Annotated in this window: 25 protein-coding genes; 19 read left to right on the top strand and 6 right to left on the bottom strand. The window is 57.9% G+C overall.

Going from position 1 to position 25,812, the window contains the following annotated elements; all coding sequences use genetic code 11:
- Positions 1-62: 62 nt before the first annotated feature.
- From Q9R35_RS17155 to Q9R35_RS17170, 4 genes are all read right to left on the bottom strand, one after another.
- Complete coding sequence (locus tag Q9R35_RS17155; protein ID WP_063689354.1) at positions 63-1,571, bottom strand: amidohydrolase family protein; 1,509 nt, start codon at positions 1,569-1,571, stop codon at positions 63-65.
- A 2-nt stretch (positions 1,572-1,573) separates the two neighbouring features.
- Positions 1,574-2,392 carry an ABC transporter permease gene (locus Q9R35_RS17160; protein WP_052363029.1) on the bottom strand — a complete coding sequence of 273 codons (819 nt, stop codon included), beginning with the start codon at positions 2,390-2,392 and terminating at the stop codon, positions 1,574-1,576.
- Positions 2,392-3,153 (bottom strand): ABC transporter ATP-binding protein, encoded by a 762-nt coding sequence (locus Q9R35_RS17165; RefSeq protein ID WP_063689343.1) that lies wholly within the window; start codon positions 3,151-3,153, stop codon positions 2,392-2,394. Before Q9R35_RS17165 ends, Q9R35_RS17160 begins: the two co-directional genes overlap by 1 nt.
- 67 nt (positions 3,154-3,220) lie before the next feature.
- Positions 3,221-4,234: an ABC transporter substrate-binding protein gene (locus tag Q9R35_RS17170; RefSeq protein ID WP_045930688.1), complete on the bottom strand. Its 1,014-nt coding sequence runs from the start codon at positions 4,232-4,234 to the stop codon at positions 3,221-3,223.
- A gap of 150 nt (positions 4,235-4,384) precedes the next feature.
- Between Q9R35_RS17170 and Q9R35_RS17175 the strand changes: the two genes are divergently transcribed.
- The 6 genes from Q9R35_RS17175 (at position 4,385) to Q9R35_RS17200 (ending at position 9,583) form a co-directional block, all read left to right on the top strand.
- The gene (locus tag Q9R35_RS17175) at positions 4,385-5,293 is read left to right on the top strand and encodes a LysR substrate-binding domain-containing protein (protein ID WP_009462734.1); all 909 of its coding nucleotides are present in this window, start codon (positions 4,385-4,387) and stop codon (positions 5,291-5,293) included.
- A gap of 245 nt (positions 5,294-5,538) precedes the next feature.
- On the top strand, positions 5,539-6,483 hold the full coding sequence (locus Q9R35_RS17180) for an ABC transporter substrate-binding protein (protein WP_063689340.1): 945 nt from the start codon (positions 5,539-5,541) through the stop codon (positions 6,481-6,483).
- An 87-nt stretch (positions 6,484-6,570) separates the two neighbouring features.
- Positions 6,571-7,302 (top strand): amino acid ABC transporter ATP-binding protein, encoded by a 732-nt coding sequence (locus tag Q9R35_RS17185; protein WP_042488516.1) that lies wholly within the window; start codon positions 6,571-6,573, stop codon positions 7,300-7,302.
- Between the two features lie 8 nt (positions 7,303-7,310).
- The gene (locus tag Q9R35_RS17190) at positions 7,311-7,982 is read left to right on the top strand and encodes an amino acid ABC transporter permease (protein ID WP_045930690.1); all 672 of its coding nucleotides are present in this window, start codon (positions 7,311-7,313) and stop codon (positions 7,980-7,982) included.
- 12 nt (positions 7,983-7,994) lie between these two features.
- The gene (locus Q9R35_RS17195; RefSeq protein ID WP_311220182.1) at positions 7,995-8,663 is read left to right on the top strand and encodes an amino acid ABC transporter permease; all 669 of its coding nucleotides are present in this window, start codon (positions 7,995-7,997) and stop codon (positions 8,661-8,663) included.
- A gap of 14 nt (positions 8,664-8,677) precedes the next feature.
- Positions 8,678-9,583, top strand: coding sequence for a dihydrodipicolinate synthase family protein (locus tag Q9R35_RS17200; protein WP_311220183.1), 906 nt, complete (start codon positions 8,678-8,680; stop codon positions 9,581-9,583).
- 71 nt (positions 9,584-9,654) lie between these two features.
- On the opposite strand, the gene Q9R35_RS17205 is transcribed toward Q9R35_RS17200, so the two are convergent.
- Positions 9,655-9,801, bottom strand: a complete 147-nt coding sequence (locus Q9R35_RS17205; RefSeq protein WP_311220184.1) for a hypothetical protein — start codon at positions 9,799-9,801, stop codon at positions 9,655-9,657.
- 644 nt (positions 9,802-10,445) lie between these two features.
- Between Q9R35_RS17205 and Q9R35_RS17210 the strand changes: the two genes are divergently transcribed.
- From Q9R35_RS17210 to Q9R35_RS17270, 13 genes are all read left to right on the top strand, one after another.
- The gene (locus tag Q9R35_RS17210; protein ID WP_311220185.1) at positions 10,446-11,003 is read left to right on the top strand and encodes a methylated-DNA--[protein]-cysteine S-methyltransferase; all 558 of its coding nucleotides are present in this window, start codon (positions 10,446-10,448) and stop codon (positions 11,001-11,003) included.
- A 125-nt stretch (positions 11,004-11,128) separates the two neighbouring features.
- The gene (locus tag Q9R35_RS17215) at positions 11,129-12,619 is read left to right on the top strand and encodes an aldehyde dehydrogenase family protein (protein WP_311220186.1); all 1,491 of its coding nucleotides are present in this window, start codon (positions 11,129-11,131) and stop codon (positions 12,617-12,619) included.
- A gap of 64 nt (positions 12,620-12,683) precedes the next feature.
- Entirely contained in the window at positions 12,684-13,556 is an 873-nt protein-coding gene (locus tag Q9R35_RS17220) for a transporter (RefSeq protein WP_311220187.1), read from the top strand.
- Positions 13,557-13,587: 31 nt separating this feature from the next.
- Positions 13,588-14,760 carry an amine dehydrogenase large subunit gene (locus tag Q9R35_RS17225; RefSeq protein ID WP_311220188.1) on the top strand — a complete coding sequence of 391 codons (1,173 nt, stop codon included), beginning with the start codon at positions 13,588-13,590 and terminating at the stop codon, positions 14,758-14,760.
- A 1-nt stretch (position 14,761) separates the two neighbouring features.
- Positions 14,762-15,304 carry a MauE/DoxX family redox-associated membrane protein gene (locus Q9R35_RS17230; protein ID WP_042488215.1) on the top strand — a complete coding sequence of 181 codons (543 nt, stop codon included), beginning with the start codon at positions 14,762-14,764 and terminating at the stop codon, positions 15,302-15,304.
- A gap of 9 nt (positions 15,305-15,313) precedes the next feature.
- Positions 15,314-15,955, top strand: coding sequence for a methylamine dehydrogenase accessory protein MauD (mauD, locus tag Q9R35_RS17235; protein WP_311220189.1), 642 nt, complete (start codon positions 15,314-15,316; stop codon positions 15,953-15,955).
- Complete coding sequence (locus Q9R35_RS17240) at positions 15,939-16,487, top strand: aralkylamine dehydrogenase light chain (protein WP_021447059.1); 549 nt, start codon at positions 15,939-15,941, stop codon at positions 16,485-16,487. The genes mauD and Q9R35_RS17240 overlap by 17 nt, the downstream gene beginning before the upstream one ends.
- Positions 16,488-16,626: 139 nt before the next feature.
- On the top strand, positions 16,627-17,127 hold the full coding sequence (locus Q9R35_RS17245; RefSeq protein ID WP_311220190.1) for a cytochrome C: 501 nt from the start codon (positions 16,627-16,629) through the stop codon (positions 17,125-17,127).
- A 116-nt stretch (positions 17,128-17,243) separates the two neighbouring features.
- The gene (locus Q9R35_RS17250; protein ID WP_042488210.1) at positions 17,244-18,194 is read left to right on the top strand and encodes a helix-turn-helix domain-containing protein; all 951 of its coding nucleotides are present in this window, start codon (positions 17,244-17,246) and stop codon (positions 18,192-18,194) included.
- 113 nt (positions 18,195-18,307) lie between these two features.
- Positions 18,308-19,111 carry a hypothetical protein gene (locus tag Q9R35_RS17255; RefSeq protein ID WP_311220191.1) on the top strand — a complete coding sequence of 268 codons (804 nt, stop codon included), beginning with the start codon at positions 18,308-18,310 and terminating at the stop codon, positions 19,109-19,111.
- Between the two features lie 31 nt (positions 19,112-19,142).
- Positions 19,143-20,219 (top strand): uroporphyrinogen decarboxylase, encoded by a 1,077-nt coding sequence (gene hemE, locus Q9R35_RS17260; RefSeq protein WP_026484067.1) that lies wholly within the window; start codon positions 19,143-19,145, stop codon positions 20,217-20,219.
- A gap of 285 nt (positions 20,220-20,504) precedes the next feature.
- Positions 20,505-22,598 (top strand): primosomal protein N', encoded by a 2,094-nt coding sequence (locus tag Q9R35_RS17265; RefSeq protein WP_311220192.1) that lies wholly within the window; start codon positions 20,505-20,507, stop codon positions 22,596-22,598.
- Positions 22,599-22,889: 291 nt separating this feature from the next.
- Positions 22,890-24,965, top strand: coding sequence for a UvrD-helicase domain-containing protein (locus Q9R35_RS17270; RefSeq protein WP_197314178.1), 2,076 nt, complete (start codon positions 22,890-22,892; stop codon positions 24,963-24,965).
- Positions 24,966-25,289: 324 nt separating this feature from the next.
- On the opposite strand, the gene Q9R35_RS17275 is transcribed toward Q9R35_RS17270, so the two are convergent.
- Positions 25,290-25,526 carry a hypothetical protein gene (locus tag Q9R35_RS17275; RefSeq protein WP_022983381.1) on the bottom strand — a complete coding sequence of 79 codons (237 nt, stop codon included), beginning with the start codon at positions 25,524-25,526 and terminating at the stop codon, positions 25,290-25,292.
- Positions 25,527-25,812 lie beyond the last annotated feature (286 nt).

The raw sequence follows: 25,812 nt of genomic DNA on the forward strand, positions 1-25,812 counted from the left end.
TCCATGATTGAAGCAAATCCATTCATGAATGTCGTATGCCTATTTATCGGTAAAACATAACGTCATGTTAAGTTTTGATTGGGGTGCGCCCAGCGCTGCACGTGATAGCGGTCGTGGCCCAGGCACAGGCAGAAAGAACCTACGGCTTTGGCCAGTTTTTCCGTGATGTGGCGCTTGTCGTAGGTATTGCGTGTGATGCGTTCCTGGGCCTGCTCCACCTGCTGACGCAGGCGCGGCATATTCACTTGTGTTAACTGTCGGTCGCGCACGGCAAACTGACCGTCGACCATGACATGGCGTAGCGCCAGACCGTCTTCCAGATGTACCAGCTGGTTGACCGTGTTGTTATGCGGAATCCAGTTGATATGGGCCAGATCCAGAAACACGATGTCGGCCTTGCGACCCGGTTCCAGACGTCCCAGTTGTTCGCCCATGCCCAGGCAGCGGGCGCTGCCTTCGGTGGCCGCGTACAGCGATTGTTCGGTGGTGACCCAGCGTTCCGTATCCGGGCCACGTACTTTGGACGAGAAGGAGGCCAGACGCATGGCTTCGTACATGTTCTGGTTATCGCCACTGTTCGAGCCGTCCGTGCCCAGGCCCACGGTAATGCCGCGCTCCAGCATGGAGTTCACATCGGCAATCCCATTACCTAAACGCATATTGCTGCCGGGGTTGTGGGCCACCATGGCTCCGCGCACCGCCAGAATGTCCAGGTCGCGCTCGTCCAGCCAGATGGCGTGCGCCAGGGTGAAACGGGGCGAGATCAGGCCCAGCTTGTCCAGATGCTGAACAATGGTGGTGCCATAGCGTTTCATGCCGGTCAGGGCTTGCACATAGGATTCGCCAACGTGGCTGTGCAGGCCGATATTGCGCTCCGCGCTGATTTCACCGCAGGTTTGCAGGAACTCGTCCGAACACAGCATGGGAATGGTCGGGGCCAGGGCCACGCGAATGCGCTCGGGGTTGCGCTGCTGGTCCAGAAAGTCCGTCAGACCCGATAGCGTGGCCCGGAAGGATTGTGGTGCCAGTTGAGCCACAAACTTCTGCAGTTCTTCCGGCAGGGCTTCGATCAGGCCGGGGACGGATTGGTAAAAGGACAGATCCGCCATCATGGGGGCGACCGTGGCCCGCATACCGGCATCCACATAGGCCTGGGCGACGGCATTCATGCCTTCCGCCGTGGGTACGGGGACTTCAGAGTACAGGTCGTAGCTGGCAGTGCAGCCTTTCAGCAGCATTTCTGCCGCGTTCAGCTGGGTGCTCAGGTACTTGTCTTCCAGATGGCGGTCGCCATTGATCCAGGGGCCCGCCGTCAGTAACAGTTCCAGCGACCAGCGATCCCCCATGGCCTTGGCATAGGTGCCGTGGCCGTGGGTATGCGCATTGATCAGGCCGGGATGCAGCAATTTGTCATCCGCTTGCACTACTGTGGCATCAGCAGGTGCGGGCAGGCCGGGCGGGCCCATGGCTTCGATCTCGCCATTCTTGATCAGAATGTCCAAAAGCTCGGCTTTGGCGTGAGCGTGGGCCAGCACCAGGCCCCCGCGGATGACGGTATAAGGTGATGTCATGATCAGCTCCGATTGTCCTTGATCGCCCAAGGGAACAGGATGCGTTCGGCGGCAGAGATCACCTGGAAGAACACAATGCCCAGCACCGACAAGATCGCCATGGCGCCAAAGGCAACCGGTGTCTTGAAGAAGGCCGTAGAGGTGGTGATCAAGTAGCCCAGACCTTGGTCGGCCGCCACAAACTCACCGACCACCGCGCCGACCACGGACAAGGTGATAGCCACTTTCAGGCCCGAGAAAATAAAGGGCACGGCAAAGGGCAGGCGGATACGGAAGAACTCTTGCAAACGGGTGGCACGGCAGGCGCGGACCAGCTCGATCAATTCGGGTGGAGCAGCCAGCAGGCCAGCGGTCATGGAGATGACCAGCGGGAAAAACGCGACCAGAAAGGTGACGACGACGCGTGGCAGCTCGGTAGGGCCAAAGATAATGACAAGAATCGGAGCCAGGGCCACCTTGGGAATGGACTGAGTCAGAATCAGCAGCGGGTAGATGGCCTGCTCGAAAAAGCGCGAGTAGGTAATCAGTACGGCCAGCGGAAAGCTGATCACGATGGACAGCAAAAAGCCCAGCATGATGGTGCGCGTGGACACCAGCGTGTGCATCAGCATGGCCTCTTTCATTTGCATGGAGTCGGCCCAGATGCGCGAGGGGGCGGGCACCAGGTATTCAGGGATATCAAACAGGCGGCTGGCCAGTTCCCACAGAATGACCACGGCAATCAGGGTGATGGCCGGGATGGTAATTTCATTGAAATCGCGCAGGCGCAATCGTCGCTTGCGCACGGGCGCGGCGGCCAGGGTTTGAGTTTGCTCGCTCATCAAGCCACCTCGTGTTGGAAAATAAGTTCACGGACGGCGGCGGCACAGCGCGTAAATTCCGGCGTGCCCACCAGAGAAAAGTCGCGTTCGCGGGGCAGGTTTACATCCAGAATTTCGGTAATCTGGCCGGGACGCGGCGACATCACCACAATGCGGTGACCCAGCATGACGGCTTCGGAAATCGAGTGCGTCACAAACACAATGGTTTTGGGGTCTTCGTACCAAAGGCGCAGCAGTTCCAGCGTCATGGTTTCGCGGGTCAGCGCGTCCAGGGCGCCGAACGGCTCATCCATCAGCACCACTTTGGGGTTGTGAACCAGTGCGCGGCAAATGGCCACGCGTTGCTGCATGCCACCGGATAATTGCTTGGGGTGGTGGTGCAGGAAATTGCCCAGACCGGCGGTGGTCAGCAGACGCGTGGCGCGGCTGCGGGCCTGATCGTCCAGACGACCCATGATGCTGGATGGCAAGAGGGTGTTGTCCAGAATATTGGCCCAGGGCACCAGGGTCGGGGCCTGGAACACAATGCCGGTGTCTTGGCGAGGGTGGGCAACGATTTCATCATCAATGCTGACGGTGCCGTTTGTGGGCATCAGCAAGCCTGCAATCAGGCGCAGCAGGGTGGATTTCCCACAGCCCGACGCGCCGACGATGGCAATGATTTCGTTGTCCTGAATGTCCAGATTGATTTGTTTCAGTGCCTGAGTCTCACGCTCGGTATTACGACCGTAGATCAGGTTCACGTCTTGAATGCGTATCACAATGCGCTCCTAGGCGCGCGCTGACCCGCCTGGGCCAAGCCAGTGCGCGCGCAAAAATCAACTCAACTTAGGGCTTGGCTGTGCCGTTGGCCTTGACGATGAACTGGGTGTCGTAGGCTTGGTGATAGTCCCAGGCAGGGTCCAGGCTCTGCGCTTCTGCAACCGCCTCGTAGGTGGTTTTCATGCGGCCTTCTTCCAGGCTGCCCACCCCATGCTCGGCGCTGAAATCGGTGTAGATGTAGCCCAGCACCGCGTTCAGGTTGCCCATGCAGTCATCCAGATCGATTTCCGGATTGGCCTTGACGTGGGCCTGGCAAGCCGTGTCCGGGTCCTTGCGGGCGGCGTCCCAGGCTTCGATGGTGGCGTTCAGAAAGTTCTGCACCATCTGTGGGCGTTCGGCCAGCGTCTTGTCCGTGGTGAAAACGGACAGGGCGTAGATGTTGAAACCCTGATCGCTAAAGGGCAGCACCACGATTTCCTTGCCAAAACGCTTGGCCTGCTTGTTCTGGTAGTAGTAGTTGGTGGCCAGGAAAGGAGCGGCGTCCACTTTGCCGTTGATCAGCAAGGGAGCCATGGAGGAGCCGTCTACCGTCACCCACTGAATCTTGTCGGGATCGGTATTGGCTTTGCGTGCCACCATGGGGAAGTAAAGCTTGTGGCTGTTACCGGGCGAGACGGCAATTTTCTTGCCCTCCAGGCCGGAGAAGTTGGTGATGCCCGAGTCCTTGAGCACAAACAGGGAATGGGCCGAGTGCGAGAAGGTGGACGCAATGGCCTTGATGGGAGTCTGGCTGTTCTGGCGCGAGGTCAGAATGGCGGAAATGTCGGCCAGACCAATATCGGCGGCACCACCGGCTACCTTCAGAACGGTGTCGCCCGAACCTGTGCCGCGGGTGATCTTCAGGTCTATGCCGTGTTTCTCGTAAATCCCGTTGGCAATGCCCGAGTAATACGGGGCATAGTCGCCGGTGGGAATGAAGTCCAGCATCAGGTGGACGTTGTCAGCGGCGTGGGCGGTGGGCGCAGCGGCGGCCAGTCCCAAGCCCAGCACCGCAAGGGTGCGTGCAAGCAGGGTTTGCATGATTTTGTCTCCGTGTCGTAGTTATGAAGCTGCTCTTTGGGCCCGTTGCGATCAGAGTGCAGCGAGATGGCAGCTTGAAAAAATTGAAACATAGGCAAATCAAAATGTCTTATGCTTATTTGTGCTCGAAACATAAGGCTACGTTAAGGGATGCTGCTCAATCTTCGTCAAATCGAGGTTTTTCGCGCGATCATGCTGACCGGTTCCATCAGCAAGGCGGCGCAGTTGCTGAACGTGTCGCAACCGGCCATCAGCCGCCTGCTTTCCTATACGGAATCGCGCATTGGTCTGGTGCTGTTCGAGCGCATCAAGGGGCGTCTGTACCCCACGCCGGAGGCGCGTCGGCTCTATCAGGAAGTGGAGCAAGTCCATAACAGTGTGCAGCGGGTTAACGAGGTGGCGACCGACCTGATCGAAAAGCGCCACGGCAGCTTGCACATTGCCGTCAGCCCCAGTTTGGGACAGACCTTGATCCCCATGGCGGTGACGCGTTTTCGCCAGGCCTTTCCGGATGTGAAGGTGTACGTACGCACGCTGATCTCCAGTGACCTGGTACAGGCTTTGGTCACGCAACAGGCGGAAGTGGGTGTCGCGATTGTGCCGCTGACGCATCCCAGCCTGCATGCCCAGTCCATTTACGAAAACCATCTGGTGGCGGTCTTGCCAGCCAGTCATCCTCTGGCCGACAAGCAGGAGCTGGACGCCAGCGATCTGGAAGGGCTGGACCTGATTGGTTATGGCAATGACACCCCTTATGGCCAGATGGTGCAGCAGTTATTTGGTAACCGTCCTGGCGTGCCGCAACTGGCGGTGGAAGTGCGTTTGACGCACATCGCCTGTGCCATGGTGCAGGCCGGAGCCGGGATTGCGATTGTGGACGAACTGGCCGTGGCCGGCCGGGTCTGGCCGGATGTAGTGGTACGTCCCATCAATCCTCGCACCACCATGCCCTTGCACATGCTGCATTCCAATGTGGTGCCGGTATCGCAGTTGGCACACGACTTCATGGAAGTGGTGATTTCCACGGCCTCCCGAGGCATGCGGGCAGGCTGGGCCTGAGTGACTCACCAATACCGTCCCCCGCGCTGCGCCTTCGTTTGATTGCCTCTTCAAAGGGGGGACTTACCCTTAGGGCGGACCGGCGGAAAAACAGGCTGTGTTCGTGGAGTCCGCCGTGTACAGGAGGCACGGAAATTCGCTTAACGCTGTGTTATGAAGAGTTAATAAAAAAGCATATGACATCAAGGTTTTGCCACCCCTAGAATTAAAGCACTACAAACAGAAAATGATGGCAAGGAGACCTTATGCAAGGCGTAAACACAATCGCCGCGTTGGCTGCGGCTGTTTCTCGCAAACACAGCGTTGCTCATTTAGGACGTGCCCGTCTGGGACGTAAAGCTGGCTTGATGCTGGCTGCGGTGGCCGCTGGCCTGGCCTTGAGCCTACCAGCACATGCTGACAATCCCAACAAGGGCAAGTTGTTCAAAGTGGCCGCGGATGTGGGCCTGGTGCCGTTTTTCATGCGTGGCACCGATGGCAAGATGGATGGCTTTTCCAACGACCTGACTCAGGAAGTGGCCCAGCGCATGGGCTATGACGGTGCCGAGGTCATCGACACCCCGTTTTCCGCCATTTTTGCAGGCCTGTTTTCCAGTCGCTACGACATGGTGGCCGCACCCACCAACACCACGCAGGAGCGTGCCCAGCAAATGCTGTTTGCTGAGCCGTACATGGCCGGTGGCCTGAGTTTTCTGGCTAAAAAGGGCGCCACCGTCAATTCACTGGAAGACCTGAAGGACAAGACAATTGCCGTCAATAACGGCAGTTTTTCGGACCGCTGGTTGCAAGAAAACCAGGAAAAGTACGGCTACAAGATTCAGCGCTTCAACAAGAACACGGATGCCGTGCAGGCCGTGGCCATAGGTCGTGCCTTTGCCAATATGTCCGAGACCCCTCTGGCCCGCTATATCGCCACGAAAACTCCCGCACTGGCCCCGGTGTACGACATGACGACCGAGGCCAATTACGCCTTTGCCTTTCGCAAGGATGACACGGCCTTGCGTAACCGCGTGGATGAAGTGCTGGAATGCATGAAGCAGGATGGCTCGCTGTCCAAGCTGCATGTGAAATGGTTTGGTACGGAACCGAATGCCGGTACGGCCATGACAGTCGTTTTCCCCGGCTATGGCGCGCCTGACTTTCCTGGCTACGAGCCCACCGAGCACACCCCCGACTGCTCCCGTCCTTAAAAGCGCCTTCGCGCTGTTTCTCTAGCTATATGGCCCTCTAGGGGCCGGTCCCCGCCTGCCCGACTGGCAGGCGGTCAAGGAGCGACCATGAGTGAAATTGTCCGCATCCAGGGCTTGCGCAAATCGTTTGGGCAGGCCGAAATTCTTAAAGGCATAGACCTGAGCGTCAACACCGGCGAAGTCGTTGTGATGATTGGCGGTTCGGGTTCGGGTAAAAGCACCTGCCTGCGCTGCATCAACCGCCTGGAAACTCCCACCAGCGGCACGATTGTGGTGGCAGACAGCGATGTGACCTGTCCGCGCACCGACCTGAACCAGGTGCGTCAGAACATAGGCATGGTGTTTCAGGGCATACACCTGTACCCGCACATGACGGCTCTGGGCAATGTGATGCTGGCGCTGCGCAAGGTGAAAAAAGTGCCCAAGGCGCAGGCCGAAGAACTGGCCCGCCACCATCTGGAGCAAGTGGGCCTGGCCGAACGTATCGAGCACTATCCCAGCCAGTTGTCCGGTGGCCAGCAGCAGCGTGTGGGCATTGCCCGCGCCCTGGCGCTGGAACCCAAAGTCATGCTGTTTGACGAGCCGACCTCGGGCCTGGATCCGGAGCTGGTTGGTGAAGTGCTGAACGTGATGAAGCGTACCCGCGATGCGGGCATGACCATGGTGATTGTCACGCATGAAATGCAGTTTGCTCGCGAAGTGGGGGACCGCATTGTGTTCATGGACCAGGGCGTGATCCTGGACCAGGGCAGCCCTGATGAAATTCTGTGTAAGCCGCGTCACAAGCGTATTCAGGATTTTCTGAGCCGCATGAACTGAGGTCGGCCATGGATCAGATTGTTTATTACTTCTTTAACTGGACGCTGATCAGCCCCCATCTGCCCGAGATCATGCAGGGCTTTTGGGTCACGCTGCAAATGGCTGTGATGACCGTGATTCTGGGCACCGTCCTGGGTCTGGGCTTGGCCGTGCTGCGCTGCTATGGCTGGCGTCCCGTCAATATTCTGATGACGCTGTATGTGGACGTATTCCGTGCGATTCCGCAGCTGGTCATTATTGTGCTGGTGTTCTTTGCTCTGCCGTCCCTGGGCATTGTGATTGAACCCGTTCCTGCCACCGTTCTGGCCTTGAGCTTGGTGCTGTCTGCCTTTGCTGAAGAAATCTTCTGGTCCGGCATTGCTGCGGTGCCCACGGGGCAGTGGGAAGCGGGCCGCTCCACCGGCATGGGTTTCAGCCAGACGCTGTTTGCCATCATCCTGCCGCAAGCCGTGCGCCTGGCGATTCCACCGCTGACCAATCGCGCCATCGGGATTACCAAAGGCACCACGCTGGGCTCAGTCATTGCCGTGCCCGAGCTGCTCAACGTGTCCAGCAATATCCAGTCCAACATCGCCAACCCCACTGCCTTTACGGCCGGGGCCATTTTGTTCTGCCTGATTTTCTTTCCCTTCGTTCATCTGACGAGGGTGCTGGAACGGCGCTATGCGATCAAGTCGTAGGAGTGATGCGCTATGGAACTGATCGATACTTTTCTGAACCCGACGATTATTGCCGCCAGCTGGCCGCTGCTGATGCAGGGCCTGTGGCTGACGGTCAAGCTCGCCCTCATCATTGTGCCGCTGGCGGCCCTGCTGGGTCTGATCATTGCCTGCCTGCATTATCAGCAGCATCGCTGGCTGAATCGGCTGATCCTGCTGTACGTGGATTTCTTCCGTGCCTTCCCGCCTTTGGTGTTGCTGATCTTCATTTACTACGGCTTGCCATTCCTGGGCCTGCCCCTGAATGAGTTTTCAGCCACGGTGCTGGCGCTGGTCCTGAACAGCAGTGGCTACTTCGCGGAGATCTTCCGCGCCGGGCTGGAGTCGGTGTCCCCTGGTCAGAACGAGGCAGCGCGCTCGACTGGCTTGAACGCCCGTCAGGCCATGGCTTATGTGGTCGTGCCTCAGGGGGTGCGCAATGTGATTCCGGATCTGGCCAGCAACACGCTGGAAGCCATCAAGCAGACCTCGATTGCCTCGGCCGTGGCTTTGCCAGAGCTGCTGCGTTCGGCCCAGATCATGCAGGGCGAGACCTATAGCCAGACACCGCTGGTGGCCGCCGCGCTGATTTACGTCCTTCTTCTGTGGCCCTTGGTACGCATGATTTCGCGTATGCAAAAGCCGTTTGTTATTCCTCGTTGAGCCTAAGCGTAACTATGAAAAATAAAGGTGTCTTTTCCATTTGCCCCACTCCTTTCAAACCGGGTGGCGAGCTGGATTTGCAAAGCCTGGTCAGTCTGGTGAATTTCCAGCTGGAAGCCGGTATTCACGGACTGGCGATTTTGGGGGTGATGGGGGAGCTGCACAAGCTCAGTACCTTTGAGCGTCGGCGTGTCATTGAAACGGTGGTGGCCGCGGTGCGCGGTGCGGTGCCGGTGTGGGTGGGCGTGCGTGCCTTGGGTACGGCAGCCGCAGTGGAGCAGGCTCGCAGTGCCGAGGATCTGGGCGCGGATGCGATCTTTGTCGCCCCCTTGGCCGGGGCAGATGACGATATGCAGGTGTCCTATTACCGTCAGATCGTGCAGGCGATCCGTATTCCGGTGGTGATTCACGATTTCCCGGAACTGTTTGCCGCCCGCATCAGCCCCGCCTTGGCCGTGCGCCTGAAAGGCGAGGCGGGTGTGTCCATTTTGAACTCTGAAGATCCGCCCGTTGGTCAGAAAATTACTGCCGTGCGTGGTTTGTCGGGCGATGCCTTGCCGATCTTGAGTGGCCTGGGTGGCATGCATTTTCTGGAAGAGCTGCAACGGGGGGCCGATGGGGTGGTCACCGGCTTCTCCTTCCCGGAAATTCTGCTGAAGGTATATGCCTTGCATCGTCAGGGCGAGCAGGAAGAAGCCGCGCGCGTGTTTGACCGTTACTGCTCCTTGATCCGTTACGAGTTTCAGCCGCTGGTAGCCTTGGCGCTGCGCAAGTATTCCTATATGCGCCGTGGCATCATCGCTTGTGATGCCACGCGCGATCCGGCCACGGCGCTGGATCACATCAGCCGCGCCGAGTTCGAGGCCGTGGTGCGCCGAGTGGGTCTGGACTTGTCCGCCAAGGGTGTGCAAACCGTCTAAACCTTGCTGTTCTCGAGTAACTGCTGCATTTGTTGGATTTGCCGGGTAAATAACGTCTGGGGGCCCCGGCGTTATTTACCCGGTTTTTTTGCTTGCGCTTCTTCTTCTTCTTCTTCTTCTTCTTCTTCTTCTTCTTCGGCTTCCTGAGCGTTGGGAAGTAGCGCTGCTTGTGTGCAGAGCAGGAGGTTTGTGAGACAAGGAGTGCAGAGAGCCTGCATGTTTAGATCGTGCTTCGTGAAAACGCCGGTCTGGGCCGGGGGGCCGTCCTCCGGGCTTGGCTCCTTGCCGGTGCTGGGCACCGGTACCCTGGTCAGGCTTGCTATTCGGGCGCGCCCTGAACTCGCGAAAGTGCCTTGTCCACAGGACAAGGCACAAGCATTTCGCTCAAACAACAGGACGCTTGCACCCCGAATAGCAAGCCCGCCTGCGGCAAGAAGCCTGAATCGCCCAGAGGACGGCCCCCCGGCCCAGACCGGCTCACAATAACTATTAATACGGGCCCTTCCTCCTTCTGGGGCCTGGCGGTATGTGGCTCTTTGGGCTGCTGTAGCGGCGTGAGGGATTTGAGGGGGGCGAGGTTTGCGTGTTGGTCGTCGCGCTCAACCGTTAGCGGAGGGTGTGGGGAGATACAAAAGTCAGAGCCAATTACTAACTATTGAGTGCCAGACGCTTAATGGAAGCATGAACCTTGCTCGGGATATCCCGCTCAACAAACTGCCGTGCGTAATCTGGAGCTTGTCGTTTGTCGTTTGTCGTTTGTCTTTGACGCTAAAGCCCAAGCTGCCTGGGTGTTGCCAGGGTTTTTGAACTGGCTAGAGTCGCGCAGTATGATCAAACATTCTGCTCTCGGATCGGAATTGCCATGTTTGCCTATGTCGGGCTGCGTACTGCCTGCTTTGATACGCCTTTGGGGGCGATGCGTTTGCTGGTTGATGCTCAAGGAGTCTTGCTGCGCCTGGATTTCGAGGAAGAGACCGTACATGGCCTGACACCCGAGCAACTGGCCGGGCTGATCCCGGAACCTGCTTTGGCCGAACCTGTGCAGGCCCAGCTGGACGCGTATTTTGCCGGCAAGCTGCAACAGTTTGATTTGCCCTTCAGTTTGCAAGGCACCGAATTTCAGCAACAGGTCTGGCAGGCCTTGCAGACTATTCCTTATGGTCAAACCTGGACCTATGGCCAGATGGCTGAGCACTTGGGCCGCCCCAAAGCCGTTCGCGCCGTAGGCCAGGCCTGCGGCCTGAATCCCATCAGCATCATCGTGCCTTGCCACCGCGTGCAAGGTGCCAATGGCATGTTGACCGGCTTTAGCTCCGGTTTGCATCGCAAAGCCAGCTTGCTGGATTTTGAACGCCGCGTGCATTTGACCGGTGTGGGCGACTTTCAGCTCAGCATGCCCGCCCAGCTGGATTTGTTCTAACGCAGGTCAGGGCTCACTCCGTACCCAAATCAACAAGCCCCCGTGCACAGAATCACAAGTCCGGGCTTGTCCTCGTCCCTATACTGGATTCGTTAAGAATCAACTATTCCGTGTGGAGACAGACTATGGGGCAGGACGTACAACCCGAGCGCAACGCGATTCGCGAACACATGATTATTGACGGCAAACCCGTCAGTGATTCTCAAGGACCCACCATTCCCGTCTACGATCCCGCAACGGGACAAGTGATTGCGCATCAGCCCGAAGCCGGTGCTCAAGGCGTAGACCAGGCTGTTCGTGCCGCCCGCCAGGCGTTGGAGCAGGGCGAATGGGGCAAGATGCTGCCCGCCCAGCGCGAGCGCCTGTTGTTGCGCTTGGCCGATCTGGTCGAAGCCAATGCCGACGAGCTGGCTCGTCTGGAAACTCTGAACAACGGCAAACTGCTGTTCTTCTCCTACGGTCTGGAAGTGGCCGCCAGCGCACAATGGCTGCGTTACATGGCTGGCTGGGCAACCAAGATCAGCGGTGAACTGCTATCGCCCTCCATTGCCTTCCCTCCCGGTATCAATTACCACGCTTACACCCGTCAGGAACCCGTGGGTGTGGTCGGCGCCATCGTGCCCTGGAACTTCCCGCTGCTGATGGCCGTGTGGAAAATCGCCCCTGCCATGGCAGCGGGGTGCACCGTGGTTCTGAAGCCTGCTGAAGAGACTCCGCTGACCGCCATCCGTTTGGCCGAGCTGGCTCTGGAAGCCGGTTTCCCCGCCGGTGTGATCAACGTGATCACTGGTCGTGGCGAAAGCACGGGTGCCGCTTTGACGGCTCACCCAGGCGTGAACAAGATTTCCTTTACTGGCTCTACGGAAGTGGGCAAGTTGATTGGTCATCAAGCCATCAACGACATGAAGCGCATGTCCCTGGAACTGGGCGGCAAGTCTCCCGTGGTCATCATGGACGATTGCGATGTGGACATGGCCATTCAAGGTGCGGCCAACGCCATCTTCTTTAACCAGGGCCAGGTGTGTACCGCTGGTTCGCGTCTGTTTGTCCAAAAAGGCATTTACGAGCGCGTGGTGCAGGGCGTGGCCGATCTGGCCTCCTCTATGACGCTGGGTTCGGGCTTTGAACAATCTACCCAGATTGCTCCGCTGATCTCGGCACGCCATCAGCAGCGTGTACAGAACTACATTGATGTGGGTCGCCAGCAAGGTGGCCGCATGTTGGCAGGCGAGGGCGCACGCCCCGAGCAGGGCTACTTTGTACGCCCCACCGTATTTGCCGACGTGGCTCCCGATGCCCGCATCATGCGCGAAGAAATCTTTGGCCCTGTGGTGGTTGCGACCCCGTTTGAAACCGAGGCGCAGGCATTGGCATTGGCCAACGATACAGACTTTGGCCTGGGTGCCAGCGTCTGGAGTCAGGACCTGGCCCGCGTACAGCGCCTGAGCGCTGGTATCAAGGCGGGCACGGTGTGGGTCAACACCCACAACATGCTGGATCCCAGCATGCCCTTTGGTGGCTACAAGCAGTCTGGCCTGGGTCGGGAGCACGGGCGCGCTGCGGTAGAGGCTTACCTGGAGACCAAATCGGTCTGCATGGCCTACCCGGCAGCCTAGCCAGGGATACAGGCGCGAACACAATAACGATATCGTTCGCGCCTTCTTCGAGGAGACAACAATAATGTATGCAATTTTGCAGCGGACCGCTCTGGCCTTGGCCTTGAGCGGCGTCAGTGCCGGGGCTGCCTTTGCGGGCGACCCCAGTGCTCGGGATTGGATACCCGCTCCGGTGGGTACCAATGTTTTGGCCGTCTATATGATGGGCCTGAAGTCGCATGGTTTTTATGATCAGGGTTCGCGTATTGGCGACAGCCCCAAGCTTAATGTGCAAGGCATGATTTACCGCCAGATGCACTATCGCGAGCTGGCCGGCAAAACGGTGCAGTACGAGCTGATCGTGCCCGGTTTTCGCAACACGCTGGATGTCCCGGGGGCAGACCGGGATCGCATGACGGGAATCGGTGATGTGACCGCCGGTGCTGCCGTCTGGTTGCACAACGATCCGGACAACCGCTTCTGGTTTGCCTGGGAGCCCTTCATTACAGCACCGACAGGCCGCTACCACGGCTCGCAGGCCGATGTGTCTGCCGGCAAGAATCGCTGGAGCACCGTGCAGGACTTCGCGATTGTGAAAGGCTTTGGCGAATCCTCCTTTGTGGAAGGCGTGGCGGAGTTCGAGTTCTTTGGCAATAACAAGAACTACTACGGCCAGACCCTGAAAAAAGACACGGCAATCCGCCTGATGGCCCTGGTGTCCACCAACCTGACTGAAAAGACCTATGTCGGTCTGCGCTATCGCTTTGAAACCGGCGGTCGCGAGAAGGTCAATGGCGAAACCACCGTGACGCGAGCGCGTAACCATCAACTGGCTGTCGAAATTACCCATCAGTTGACCGATGCCCACCAGGTGCAATTGCAGTACATCCATGATTTGAAAGTCGAGAATGGCCCGCGAATGCGCGGCCTGCAATTCCGTTATGCCTATGCGTTCTGACAGCGTGGACGCCCATGAGGAGAGACATCTAATGAAGTCTAAATTTACATTAACGACCGCCGCCGCCATGTTGGGGTTGATGGTTCTGACCGGTGGTGTGCAAGCCCAGGACAAGCCGCTGGAGGTCCTGACCGGCGGCCATAGTGTGTCTGCCCCCCAGGCAAACCGTATCTATGTCATGGATTCGGTGTTCAACCATCTGACCGAAAGCCGCGTGCATGTCTACGACTACACCAACGGCAAATTTCTGGGCATGGTGCCTACCGCCTTCAACGGCCACGTGCAGTTGTCCAACGACGGCAAGAAAATCTACACCATGACGACCTACCACGAGCGCGTCACTCGCGGTAAGCGCTCGGACGTGGTGGAAGTCTGGGACGCCGACAAACTGACCTTTGAGAAAGAAATTTCCCTGCCGCCCAAGCGTGTTCAGGGCCTGAACTACGATGGCATGTTCCGTCAGACCACTGACGGCAAATTCATCGTGCTGCAAAACGCGTCGCCAGCGACCTCCATCGGTATCGTGGACGTGGCCAAGGGCGACTATGTGGAAGACGTCACCGCTGCCGCCGGTTGCTGGAGCGTGATTCCCCAGCCCAACCGCCCCCGCACCTTCATGACCATTTGTGGTGATGGTGGCTTGTTGAGCATCAATCTGGGCGAAGACGGCAAGGTCGCCAGCCAGTCGCGCAGCAAGCAGATGTTCTCCGTGAAGGACGATCCGATCTTTATCGCTCCTGCCCTGGACAAGGACAAGGCTCACTTCGTGTCCTACTACGGCAATGTCTACAGTGCGGATTTCAGCGGTGACGAGGTCAAGGTAGACGGCCCCTGGTCCTTGCTGAACGACGAGGACAAGGCCAAGAACTGGGTGCCCGGTGGCTACAACCTGGTGGGTCTGCATCGCGCCAGCGGTCGCATGTACGTGTTCATGCATCCCGATGGCAAGGAAGGCACTCACAAGTTCCCTGCTGCCGAGATCTGGGTCATGGACACCAAGACCAAGAAACGCGTAGCCCGCGTGCCCGGACGTGATGCCTTGTCCATGACCATTGATCAGCAACGCAATCTGATGCTGACCCTGGACGGTGGCAATGTGAATGTCTACGACATCAGCCAGCCTGAACCCAAGTTGCTCCGCACCATTGAAGGCGCCGCCGAAGCCTCCTTGCAAGTTCAGTTCCACCCAGCTGGAGGTGTCTGATATGGACCCGGTCCTGACCTATGCCAGCCTGGCTTGCTTGGCCGTGCTGATGGGCCTGGGGGCGCTGGATAAACTGCGTCACTTCAGCCTGTTCGAGGCAGCCGTTGGCGGTTATCGATTGTTGCCGGAAGTGTTGTTACGACCGTTCAGTGTGCTGTTTGTGGCTGCCGAGGCCTTGAGTGCGCCTTTGCTGCTGTGGCCAGCCAGTCGTTCGCTGGGAGCAGTGCTGGCCCTGTGCGTCTTGTTGGTCGCTACCAGTGGCATTGTGATGAACCTGCTGCGTGGCCGTCGCGATGTGGATTGCGGCTGCTCGGGGCTGGGTGAATCCTCCGGTGGTCTGTCCTGGTGGCTGGTGGCTCGCAATGCCTTGCTGGCTGCGCTGGCCGTGGCCAGTGGTGACTGGGCTATTAACAGCGCCCGTGAACTGGTCTGGGTGGACGGTTTGACCTTTTTTGGTGCCACATTGGCCTTGCTGGGCCTGTACTACGCGGCCAACCAACTGATCGAATCCCATCTGAAATTCCAGAAAATGCAGAATTCTTAGGAGACCTAAATGACCGCTTTAATGATTTCCAACGTCATTTTATGGGTAATCGTACTGGCCCTGGTGCTGGTTGTGCTTGCCCTGTCGCGCCAGATTGGCGTGTTGTACGAACGGGTTGCCCCCATGGGTGCCCTGACCATGGACAAAGGCCCGCAAGTGGGTGATGCCGCGCCCGTCATGGAACTGCAGGACCTGCGTGGTCGTGCCGTTACCGTGGGGGTAGCTGGCCCGCGCAGCCAGTTGATTTTCTTCATGTCGCCCACCTGCCCGGTGTGCAAGAAGCTCTTGCCGATTCTGAAGTCCATCCAGGGCTCGGAAGGTCAGTGGGTTGATATTGTGCTGGCCAGTGATGGCGAGATGCCCGAGCACCTGGCTTTCTACCAGAAAGCACAGCTGGACGCCTTCCCCTACGTCCTGTCCACGCAACTGGGCATGGGCTTTCAGATCAGCAAACTGCCTTACGCCGTCCTGATCGACGAGAACGGTGTGGTGCGCGGCAAGGGTCTGGTCAATTCGCGTGAACAGCTGGAAAGCCTGTTTACCGCCAAAGACCTGGGCGTGGCCTCGGCGCAAGAATACTTGGCCGGTGACTCGAGCATGAAGCAAGTGCAGGTATCACGAAAGGAGAACGTCAATGCGTTGGCTGGATAAATTTGGGGAGAGCCTCTCCCGTTCGGTGGCCCACAAGACTTCGCGTCGCAGCGTGCTGCGCTCGGTGGGCAAATTAATGGTCGGTTCGGCCTTTGTGTTGCCCGTATTGCCTGTGGCTCGTGCTGCCGGTGGTGGTGGCAGCAGCAGTGGTGCCGATCACATCAGTCTGAATCCCGATCTGGCGAATGAAGACGAAGTGAACTCCTGCGACTACTGGCGTCATTGCGCGGTGGACGGGTTCCTGTGCTCTTGCTGCGGCGGCACAACTACCACCTGCCCGCCGGGCTCGACGCCCTCGCCCATCTCGTGGATTGGCACTTGCCATAACCCGCATGATGGCAAGGACTACCTGATCAGCTACCACGACTGCTGCGGCAAGACCGCGTGTGGCCGCTGCCAGTGCAACACGCAGACCCGTGAGCGTCCTGGTTACGAGTTCTTCCTGCACAATGACGTGAACTGGTGCATGGCGAACGAGAACAGCACCTTCCATTGCACGACATCGGTACTGGTTGGCTTGGCTAAAAACTAAAAAAGGCCCGATGGGCTGCCAGGGTTGCGGGAAGAACGGTCCCTGGGACGTCGGTTCTTTCCCGTCTTGGCAAACTTAAGGGTTTGAACAAGGTGTCGGGCGGCCTGGATGGCGTCCGGTCACTCAAGGAGGCAACACTGTGTGGACATCTTTGCGCCTGGCCTGTTTGGGCGCCGTATTCCTGGCGTTTACGCCTTGGGCCCATGCCCAAGAAGAGATGGCCGGAACGGGCGATTACCTGCAAAGTTCCCAGGCTTTTAAAGACTATATGCTGCAATGCGCAGGCTGCCATCGCTACGATGGCCAGGGCCTGACCCATCGTGGAATTCCCAATTTCAACCAGTCCATTGGCTTGTTTACCCGCTTGCCGGCGGGACGGGACTATATGATTCGGGTGCCCGGTGCCTCGCAGTCGCAGCTGGATAATGCAGATCTGGCTCGTGTGCTGAACTGGATTGTGGCCAAGTTCAGCCCTGAAGAAATAACACCTGAGTACCGACCCTTTACCTCCGCCGAGGTGGGAGCGTCACGCCGTCACCGTTTTGATGATGTGCTCAAGGCGCGTACGGAGTTAACCGTCAAGATGAACAGCATGGGTCTGGAACCTGCTCCTTACCTGTATGGCTCCATGGAGCGCTGATACAGCGGGTTAACGACCGTAGACGCTTGAATTTTTTAGGGCTATAAGAAAGGGGGCGTACTCTGCCCCTTACCCCGATCAATCGAGTTGGCCGAAAGGGCCCCCAGGCAATGTCTATGTTATTGCGCACTCCCTCTGCTTCTTTCAAGAGCCTGGCTGCTTGGCAGGAAGTGGTGTGCGCGTACTTTGTGCCGTTGGAGGTCCAGCCGGACTCGCGTCGTGGTTTCTCCAACCGGGCAGCCACCGACCGCATGGGCTCGGTCGATGTCATGGAGCTGTGTACCAGCGCGCAGCGCGTGCGTCGTACCCAGGCTCTGGCCAGCCGTTCCGAGCAGGCGTTGTACAAGGTCACCTTGCAAATCAGTGGCAGCAGCCAGATTCAGCAGGATAATCGCAGTGGCATTTTGCACGCCGGGGAGTGGGGCATCTATGACACCACCCGTCCTTACGAGGTGGCCGTGCAGGATCAATCCCATTTTCTGGTCTTGCAGTTCGAGGAAGAGCGTTTGCTGCCTTGGCTGCCCTGGCTAAGCGATGCCGTGGCCCGGTCTTTTTCGGCCACCACGGGCCCGGCCCGAATTGCGATGGACATGCTGCGTCTGGGTTTGCAGGAGCGCGGGCACCTGTCGCCCTCGGCCTTGAGCGAACTGTCCCAAACCGTGATTCGCATGATGGCCCTGAGCCTGGCCGACGGCCGTCCAGTGACGACCGAGTCGGCCCTGGACGAGGTGCGGCGCGGGCAGCTGTTGCAAATTCAGCAATACGTGCAGGATCACCTGGGTGATACCGGCTTGAACGCACAGGCCCTGGCACTGCAATTTCGCATTTCACGCCGTTATCTCTACAAGCTGTTCGAGCTATGCGGACAAGCGCCTGCCGATTACATCATGGCCGCCCGCCTGGAGCGCGCCTGTCAATTATTGGTGGACGGCAAACCAGGCCGGCAGATCAGTGAACTGGCCTGGCAAATGGGTTTTTCCGATGCGGCCGTGTTCAGCCACGCCTTTCGCCGACGCTATGGCGTGTCGCCCAGTGAATGGCGTCGCAGCCGCATTCTGGGTGATTAAGTACAGCTACGTAGACGCAACTCCGACTTATCGCAAACAGGTCGGATTTCTATCCTAGAAGCTCGTGATTGGGGCGGCCAATGTGGTCCGCCCGGCTTCTCAAGGACAGTCTCATGCGTCTACATCTCGATTGTGCCCTGTTGCATACTCAGCCCACGTGGGCCCCGAATTTGCTGGCCATCATTCCGCCATGCGAGCGTCTGCAGCTGCAAGCCTTGCAGGCTCCACCGCCTCCCCATCCCGACCAGGACTATTTGTTTTTGCGCCGTTCGGCTGCCTTGCTGCTGCGGTTTGACGCTTGTCTGATTCCCGTTGAAGCCTCCACCCTGATCCAGGTGCGTCGGGCCTTGTCGGCGGCCCAGGGCCATTTGCCGGTGCCGGTCTTTGGTCTGGTGCGTGCTGCCATCAAGGCCGCCGCTCTGACCGATCTTCTGGAGCTAGGCCTGGCCGACTACGTACGCGAGCCTTTATGCCTGGACGATTTGCGTGCCCGCATCAATCGTCAGCGTTTGCAGACCTCTTCCCACGCTTTGAATGAACCGGGGCTGCCGGGTCGGATACACTATAGGGAGCAGGAAAACCAGGATCTGGTCCTGCACCCCGGCCCAACGGAGCAGCGTCTGTCGCAAACGATCTTGCAACAGGAAGGGACAACGCTGGAAGCCTATGCCGCTGCGGTAGCCTCGCGCTACGCCAGCAGCCAGGAGTCTTTCAAAGTAGCCAAGGGACGGATAGTGGCCCGCTTCGAGCAGGCTTATATCCATGCCGCCCTTGATCGCCATAGCGGCAATATCGCCATGGCGGCCCGCTCCGCGCAAAAGCACCGGCGTGCTTTCTGGGCACTGATGCGCAAACACCATATCGATGCAGCACGCTTTCGATCCGCGTCAAACCCAGACGACGAACACGATGGTTAAAATTAACAGGCATTTTTCAATAGGGATTGCCGTGTCTTTACCTCAATTAAAAAACGATGTCTTCCTGCGCTCGCTGTTGCGCGAACCTGTGCCTTACACCCCCATCTGGCTGATGCGTCAGGCCGGGCGTTATTTGCCTGAATACAATGCCACCCGTGCTCAGGCTGGCTCTTTCATGCAACTGGCTCAGAATCCCGAGTTTGCCTGCGAAGTAACCCTGCAACCCTTGCGTCGTTTCGATCTGGATGCCGCCATTCTGTTCTCGGACATCCTGACCGTGCCACACGCCATGGGCCTGGGTCTGGATTTCGTTGCTGGTGAAGGCCCGCGTTTTGCCCGTCCTGTACGTAACGAAGCTGATGTCATGGCGCTGGAAGCGCCGGACATGTCCAAGCTGCAATACGTGTTCGACGCTGTCTCGCTGATCCGCAAGGAGCTGGACGGCAAAGTACCGCTGATCGGCTTTGCCGGCAGCCCCTGGACCATCGCCTGCTACATGGTAGAAGGCCAGGGCTCGGACGACTACCGTCTGGTGAAAAGCATGATGTATCAGCGTCCGGACCTGATGCACCGCATGCTGGAAATCAACGCCCAAACCACCTGCGACTACCTGAACAATCAGATCCGTGCCGGTGCACAGGCTGTGATGCTGTTCGACAGCTGGGGCGGTGTTCTGTCCGACTCCCTGTTCCAGGAGTTCTCCCTGGCTTACACCCGTAAAGTGGTCGACGGATTGATCCGCGAGCATGACGGCAAGCGCGTTCCTGTCATCGTCTTTACCAAGGGCGGCGGCATGTGGCTGGAAGATATCGCTGGCTGTGGCGCTGATGCCATGGGTGTGGACTGGACGGTGAACCTGTCCCGTGCGCGCGCTCGTATCGGTGACAAGCTGGCCTTGCAAGGCAATCTGGACCCCATGACCATGTTCGGTGGCGAAGAAGCCATCCGTCGTGAAGCCCGCCGCGTTATCGACGACTTCGGCCCTGTGGGTCAGGGCGGTCACGTGTTCAACTTCGGTCACGGTATTTCGCGTTTCACCGATCCGGAAGCCGTGGGCATTCTGGTCGATGAAGTGCATTCCTACAGCCGTCGTCACCACAGCGTTTGACAGCCTTTGCGCACGGGCTAACTCAGCTTGTGCGCAAAGTTATGCACACAGATGGGACTGGGTTTGAGGTCTTTATATTTAAGGTTTAATTTCAATACCCAGTTTTAATTATTTGATTTCTCTGCGTTTTATCCTTATTTCAGAGATATTGAAAATTAAATTGTATCTGTGCTTGCTTCTTTGTATTTTTTGTTCATGCCATTTTCCCCAAAGTTATCCACAGGTCGCTAAGCTCTTGACTTATCAGGCTTTCAGCCAGGCCAGCCCTTTTTTGAACCACCATCCATGACCGCCACTCCTGACGCTATTTCTGCATCGGCAAGCACCAGACCTTTCTGGCTGCATGTGGCTTTGGACGTCCCCCTGGATGGGGTGTTTGATTATCAGCACCACGAACCTGTCCTGGTCGGGCAGCGTGTCATTGTGCATTTTGGTCGGCGGCAGATGATAGGGGTGGTGGTCGCCTTGCCGGAACAACCTTCCTACCCGCCCGAGCAGGTCAAAGCGATTGACCAACTGCTGGATGACTTGCCTCCCTTCCCGGAGGATTGGTTACGGATGGCGCGCTTTGCGTCCACCTATTACCACCGTCCGTTGGGCGAGGTCATGATGCCGTCCTTGCCGGGGCCCTTGCGTAAACCTTCTGCCTATCTGGGCAAGCGTTCCGCAGGTGGTCCGGTACTGCGTATGGCCAAGCGCAAGGAAAAGAAGGTGGAGCCGGTGGACAGCGATGTCCTGCCCGTGCTCAATGCCGAGCAGCAGGCTGCGGTAGATGGCATTGTGGCGGCCAAACCCGGCAGCTGCCTATTGCTGCATGGCGTAACGGGTAGCGGGAAAACCGAAGTCTATATGCGGGTGCTGGAACAAGTGCTGGCCGCTGGTCGGCAAGTCCTGTTCATGGTGCCCGAAATCAATCTGACGCCTCAGTTCGAGCAGGTCCTGCGCGCCCGCTTGGCGCGCGTCCTGCCGGGCGATGTGCTGGCCGTCCTGCATAGTGGCCTGTCTGAAGGAGAGCGGCTGCGCTCCTGGTTGCGCGTCAACAGTGGTCAGGCGCGCATTCTGCTGGGAACACGGCTGTCCATTTTTACCCCCATGCCCGAGCTGGGCCTGATTATTGTGGACGAGGAGCACGACGCTTCTTACAAGCAGCAAGATGGCTTGCGTTACTCTGCTCGGGACCTGGCTGTGTGGCGTGGCTACGATCTGAAAGTGCCGGTGGTGCTGGGTTCAGCCACCCCGTCACTGGAAAGCTGGAATCATGCTCGGCAAGGGCGCTATAGCCTGTTGAGCCTGCCCAAGCGTGCGCGAGAGGTTTCCTTGCCGCGAGTGCGTCTGGTCGATACCCGCCATTTGCGCCTGGAGTCGGGTTTTTCTCCTCAGTTGCTGGATGCGCTGGAAGCGTGTCTGGACCGTGGCGAGCAGTCGCTGGTGTTTATCAACCGGCGTGGCTATGCGCCTGTGTTGCATTGTGCCTCTTGCGGCTGGTTGTCCCAATGCCCGCGTTGTACGGTGTACACCGTGCTGCATAGGCAAAACGGCTTCAAGCACAATCTGCAGTGTCACCACTGCGGCTATCAGGCTCCTGTGCCGCGTGCTTGCCCGGATTGTGGTGATCAGGACTTGCAGCCCATGGGCCGGGGTACTCAGCGTATTGAAGAGTTTCTGGGCGAGCGTTTTCCGAATGCCCGCCTGGTGCGTATTGATGCGGACAGCACCCGTTTGAAGGGCAGTGCGCAGCAATTGTTCGAGCAGGTTCATGCAGGCGAAGTGGACATCATGGTGGGCACCCAGATGGTGGCCAAAGGCCATGACTTTACACGCCTGAGCGTCGTCGGTGTGCTCAATGCTGATGCCACCTTGTTCGCCCATGATTTTCGTGCACCCGAGCGCCTGTTTGCTCAACTGATGCAGGTAGCAGGCCGCGCAGGTCGTCATACCGAAGGGGCGGATGTCATCATCCAGACGGGCTATCCGGAGCAGGCGGTTTATCAGAGCCTGATCAAGCACGATTACATCGGTTTTGCCCAGAGCGCTTTGAACGAGCGCGAGTCGGTGGGCTTGCCGCCGTTTGCCTATCAAGTGCTCTTGTCGGCCGAAGCGCCGCAACTGGCAGACGCGATTCGCCTGCTGACGCAGGCACGGCGCTTGCCCGAAGAGTATCCGAACGAATTTCCAGGCGCGGATCAGGTTTTCCTGTACGATCCTGTGCCTTTACGCGTTTTGCGCGTCGCCAAAGTGGAGCGCGCCCAGCTGCTGCTGGAAAGTGCTCATCGCCCGGCCTTGCAGGCCTTTGTGCGCTATTGGGGGCCACAGGTCGCGCAGTTGGCCAAGCAGCATAAAGTGCGCATTACGATTGAGGTCGATCCTCTCGAAATTTAAGATTCCCCAGGCTCATGTGCGGACGGAAACAGTAGGAGCATCTCGGGTACAGCAGGGTGTATCCTTGTCCGCGATGCAGCTATGAGCCAAGAGGCAGGAAGCGATGAAGCTGTGGCGCGATGTTGTTGCCCTGCCGCTGTCATGCTCTTGTGCCTCGTTTCCGCTGTATCTCTGTGTTGGCCTTCCGCTTGTCATCAAACCATACTCGGCTTGGCCGGGATGCCACTTTTAGTTTTGTACGCTGTTTGGCTTTGAACCTCGTTTTCTTGCCTAGTATTCACTGATTCCACCATGTCCACCTCCGTCACTACACCAGGCCATACCGTCCCCACCGACCTGAACGCCATGCAGCGTCAGGCCGTGTTGTATATGGATGGGCCTTGCCTGGTGCTGGCCGGAGCGGGCAGTGGCAAGACACGGGTGATCACGCAGAAAATCGCTTATCTGCTGCGTGAGTGTGGGTACACGGGTCGGCAAGTGGTCGCGCTGACCTTTACCAATAAAGCGGCGCGTGAAATGAACGAGCGGATTCGCGCCTTGGTAGACCCCAAGCTGCTGCGAGGGCTGACTGTCAGCACCTTTCATTCTCTGGGCCTGCGCATGTTGCGTGAGGAAGCCCAGCACGTGGGCTTGAAGCCGCGCTTTTCCATTCTGGATTCCAACGATGCGCTGGCAATTATCCAGGAGCTGCTGTCCACCACGGATAAAGGTCGCCTGAAGTCCGTTCAGCAGGAAATTTCCTTGTGGAAAAACGCCTTGATGGGGCCGGATGAGGCGGAACGTGCCGCAAACTCGCCCAGCCAGATCGAGGCGGCCCGTATTTATCGTGACTATGCCGCCACCTTGATTGCCTATCAGTCGGTGGACTTTGATGATCTGATCCGCCTGCCTGCGCAATTGATGGAAGAGAATCAGGAAGTACGCGAGCGCTGGCAGCGTCGGGTGCAGTATTTGCTGGTGGACGAGTATCAGGACACCAACCTGTGTCAGTACCGGCTGGTGCGTTCCCTGACCGGTCAGCGCAATATGTTTACCGTGGTGGGGGACGACGATCAGGCCATTTACGCTTGGCGTGGCGCCACCGTGGAGAATCTGGCGCAACTTCCGACGGACTATCCAGATCTGAAAGTTGTGAAGCTGGAGCAGAACTATCGCTCGGTGCAGCGCATCTTGCAGGCCGCCAATAATGTCATTGGCAATAATCCTGTCGTGTTTGGTAAAAAGCTCTGGTCTGATCTGGGCTTTGGTGAACCTATCCAGGTCCACGTGACAGACGACGAGCAGAACGAGGCCGATTCGGTTGCCATGCGTATCTCGGCAGAGCGCTTCGAGCGTCAGGCCGAGTGGCGTGATTTTGCGGTGCTGTACCGTGGCAACCATCAGGCCCGTATCTTTGAGCAGGCTCTGCGTAATTTGCGCATTCCTTACACGATCTCTGGTGGGCAAAGCTTCTTTGACAAGGCCGAGATTCGCGACATTTTGTCTTACCTGCGGATAGTTGCTAACGAGGATGACGATCCGGCTTTCATCCGTGCAGCGACGACACCCAGGCGAGGAATTGGGCAGGCGACCTTGCAGGTGCTGGGGCAATTCGCGGCAGAGCAAAAGCTGTCTTTATATTCCGCTGTCTCGCAAATCGCTCTGACGGATCGTTTACCGGAAAGACAGCTGGAGCCCTTAAGTGTCTTTGCGCAGTTCATTGGCCGTATCCAGCAAAGGGCGGACCGGGTAGAGAGCGAGCAGGAAGGACACGAAACGGCTGTCAGCGAATTGCTGGACGAGCTGCTGCGGGCGATTGATTACGAGCGCTATCTTTACGATATGTTCGACGAACGTCCCGCGCAGACCCGTTGGGAAAACGTGCTGGAGCTGATTACCTGGCTGAAGTCCAAAGCGGCAGATGATGAGCTTAGTTTGAACGATCTGGTGCAGCGAGTCGCCCTGATCACCATGCTGGAGCGTGGCGAGGACGAAGACCCGGATGCGGTCAAATTGTCCACGCTTCATGCCTCCAAGGGTCTGGAATATCCGCATGTGTTCCTGGTGGGGGTGGAGGAAGGTTTGCTGCCGCACATCGGGCGCGATGACGAGGATATAGACCCGGATAAAGAGGCCGATATTCTGGCCCAGCGTATTCAGGAAGAACGGCGTCTGATGTACGTGGGTATTACGCGTGCGCAACGCAGCTTGCGCTTGAGCTGGTGCAAGAAGCGCAGACGTGCACGTGAAAACCTGGTGCGGGAGCGGTCGCGCTTTATTGATGAGATGAAGATTGAAGATCCAGGTGCGCAGGAAGATCCGGCGCAGGCAGCGTTAAGTCCCAAGCAGCGGCTGGATATGCTGAAGAACTTGTTGAACAAGTCTTGAGCGGTTTGCATCGTCCGAGGACGATTTGTTCTTAGACTATGTTTTGAGGGTCCGTAGGTCAGTAGGCCAGCATTTGCTGGCCTTTTTCATGTCTTGCGTCGACAAGAAGAAGAGCTTTCTTTGCCACGACCTGTTTCGATCTTGAAGGGGGAAGCTGTGAGGTGCTTACGCGCAGTGGGCTACTAAAGCCTTTGGCTGAGCGTTAGCGTGCGTTATCAAAAATATTGGTTTGGCAAACGCAGAAAAAACAAAAGCCTGCTAAATCAGCAGGCTTTTCAACATCAAGCGGTGTTCTGCTTGAGCGTTACGACGGTGATGCGTGGCTTACCAGTAGCTGGCCGACATGCGGGAATCGCGGATGCGGGCTTCGTTCAAGGCACGGGTCAGTTCGACCATGTACTTGAACACCACGTTTGCGGCTTTGGAAACTTGTTTGGCCGCTGCTTTGGTCAGTGCAGTTAAAGACACGGATTCACCATTTTCCAGGGCATGCTGCATTACCCCACGCTCAACAGCATCACTCCAGTGGATGTAGTGCGAGTAAGTGGTCATGGTAGACATTTGCTTTCCCTTTAAGGTGAAGGTCTAAGTTACGAGCCCTCATTATAGGGTTTTCCCTAGTCGAAAAGCAAGGGTAAACCCTAGAAGGTGGGGTGGCTTGTGGTTTTTAGGGGAAAACCCTAGGTTGTTTTGGAAAGGGAAATTAAATCAGAGGCTTATGGGGGTGGGGAGTGGAGTCCTTGCGGCAGCCCTTGCTGGCTTGAGGCTGGGTCGGAGCGGAAGCTTGCCGGTGCTGCGCACCGGTGCCCTTGTCTGCGGCTGTTGTAGGGCGCACCTTGAACTCGTT

The sequence above is a fragment of the Alcaligenes sp. AB3 genome, from assembly GCF_031844565.1.
Taxonomy (GTDB): Bacteria; Pseudomonadota; Gammaproteobacteria; order Burkholderiales; family Burkholderiaceae_B; genus Alcaligenes; species Alcaligenes faecalis.

Excerpts from the sequence above, each read along its gene's own strand:
- Q9R35_RS17155 (WP_063689354.1), bottom strand. The coding sequence starts at position 1,571 with ATGACATCACCTTATACCGTCATCCGCGGGGGCCTGGTGCTGGCCCAC.
- Q9R35_RS17160 (WP_052363029.1), bottom strand. The coding sequence starts at position 2,392 with ATGAGCGAGCAAACTCAAACCCTGGCCGCCGCGCCCGTGCGCAAGCGA.
- Q9R35_RS17170 (WP_045930688.1), bottom strand. The coding sequence starts at position 4,234 with ATGCAAACCCTGCTTGCACGCACCCTTGCGGTGCTGGGCTTGGGACTG.
- Q9R35_RS17175 (WP_009462734.1), top strand. The coding sequence starts at position 4,385 with ATGCTGCTCAATCTTCGTCAAATCGAGGTTTTTCGCGCGATCATGCTG.
- Q9R35_RS17180 (WP_063689340.1), top strand. The coding sequence starts at position 5,539 with ATGCAAGGCGTAAACACAATCGCCGCGTTGGCTGCGGCTGTTTCTCGC.
- Q9R35_RS17185 (WP_042488516.1), top strand. The coding sequence starts at position 6,571 with ATGAGTGAAATTGTCCGCATCCAGGGCTTGCGCAAATCGTTTGGGCAG.
- Q9R35_RS17190 (WP_045930690.1), top strand. The coding sequence starts at position 7,311 with ATGGATCAGATTGTTTATTACTTCTTTAACTGGACGCTGATCAGCCCC.
- Q9R35_RS17195 (WP_311220182.1), top strand. The coding sequence starts at position 7,995 with ATGGAACTGATCGATACTTTTCTGAACCCGACGATTATTGCCGCCAGC.
- Q9R35_RS17200 (WP_311220183.1), top strand. The coding sequence starts at position 8,678 with ATGAAAAATAAAGGTGTCTTTTCCATTTGCCCCACTCCTTTCAAACCG.
- Q9R35_RS17205 (WP_311220184.1), bottom strand. The coding sequence starts at position 9,801 with ATGCAGGCTCTCTGCACTCCTTGTCTCACAAACCTCCTGCTCTGCACA.
- Q9R35_RS17210 (WP_311220185.1), top strand. The coding sequence starts at position 10,446 with ATGTTTGCCTATGTCGGGCTGCGTACTGCCTGCTTTGATACGCCTTTG.
- Q9R35_RS17215 (WP_311220186.1), top strand. The coding sequence starts at position 11,129 with ATGGGGCAGGACGTACAACCCGAGCGCAACGCGATTCGCGAACACATG.
- Q9R35_RS17220 (WP_311220187.1), top strand. The coding sequence starts at position 12,684 with ATGTATGCAATTTTGCAGCGGACCGCTCTGGCCTTGGCCTTGAGCGGC.
- Q9R35_RS17225 (WP_311220188.1), top strand. The coding sequence starts at position 13,588 with ATGAAGTCTAAATTTACATTAACGACCGCCGCCGCCATGTTGGGGTTG.
- Q9R35_RS17230 (WP_042488215.1), top strand. The coding sequence starts at position 14,762 with ATGGACCCGGTCCTGACCTATGCCAGCCTGGCTTGCTTGGCCGTGCTG.
- mauD (WP_311220189.1), top strand. The coding sequence starts at position 15,314 with ATGACCGCTTTAATGATTTCCAACGTCATTTTATGGGTAATCGTACTG.
- Q9R35_RS17240 (WP_021447059.1), top strand. The coding sequence starts at position 15,939 with ATGCGTTGGCTGGATAAATTTGGGGAGAGCCTCTCCCGTTCGGTGGCC.
- Q9R35_RS17250 (WP_042488210.1), top strand. The coding sequence starts at position 17,244 with ATGTTATTGCGCACTCCCTCTGCTTCTTTCAAGAGCCTGGCTGCTTGG.
- Q9R35_RS17255 (WP_311220191.1), top strand. The coding sequence starts at position 18,308 with ATGCGTCTACATCTCGATTGTGCCCTGTTGCATACTCAGCCCACGTGG.
- Q9R35_RS17265 (WP_311220192.1), top strand. The coding sequence starts at position 20,505 with ATGACCGCCACTCCTGACGCTATTTCTGCATCGGCAAGCACCAGACCT.
- Q9R35_RS17270 (WP_197314178.1), top strand. The coding sequence starts at position 22,890 with ATGTCCACCTCCGTCACTACACCAGGCCATACCGTCCCCACCGACCTG.
- Q9R35_RS17275 (WP_022983381.1), bottom strand. The coding sequence starts at position 25,526 with ATGTCTACCATGACCACTTACTCGCACTACATCCACTGGAGTGATGCT.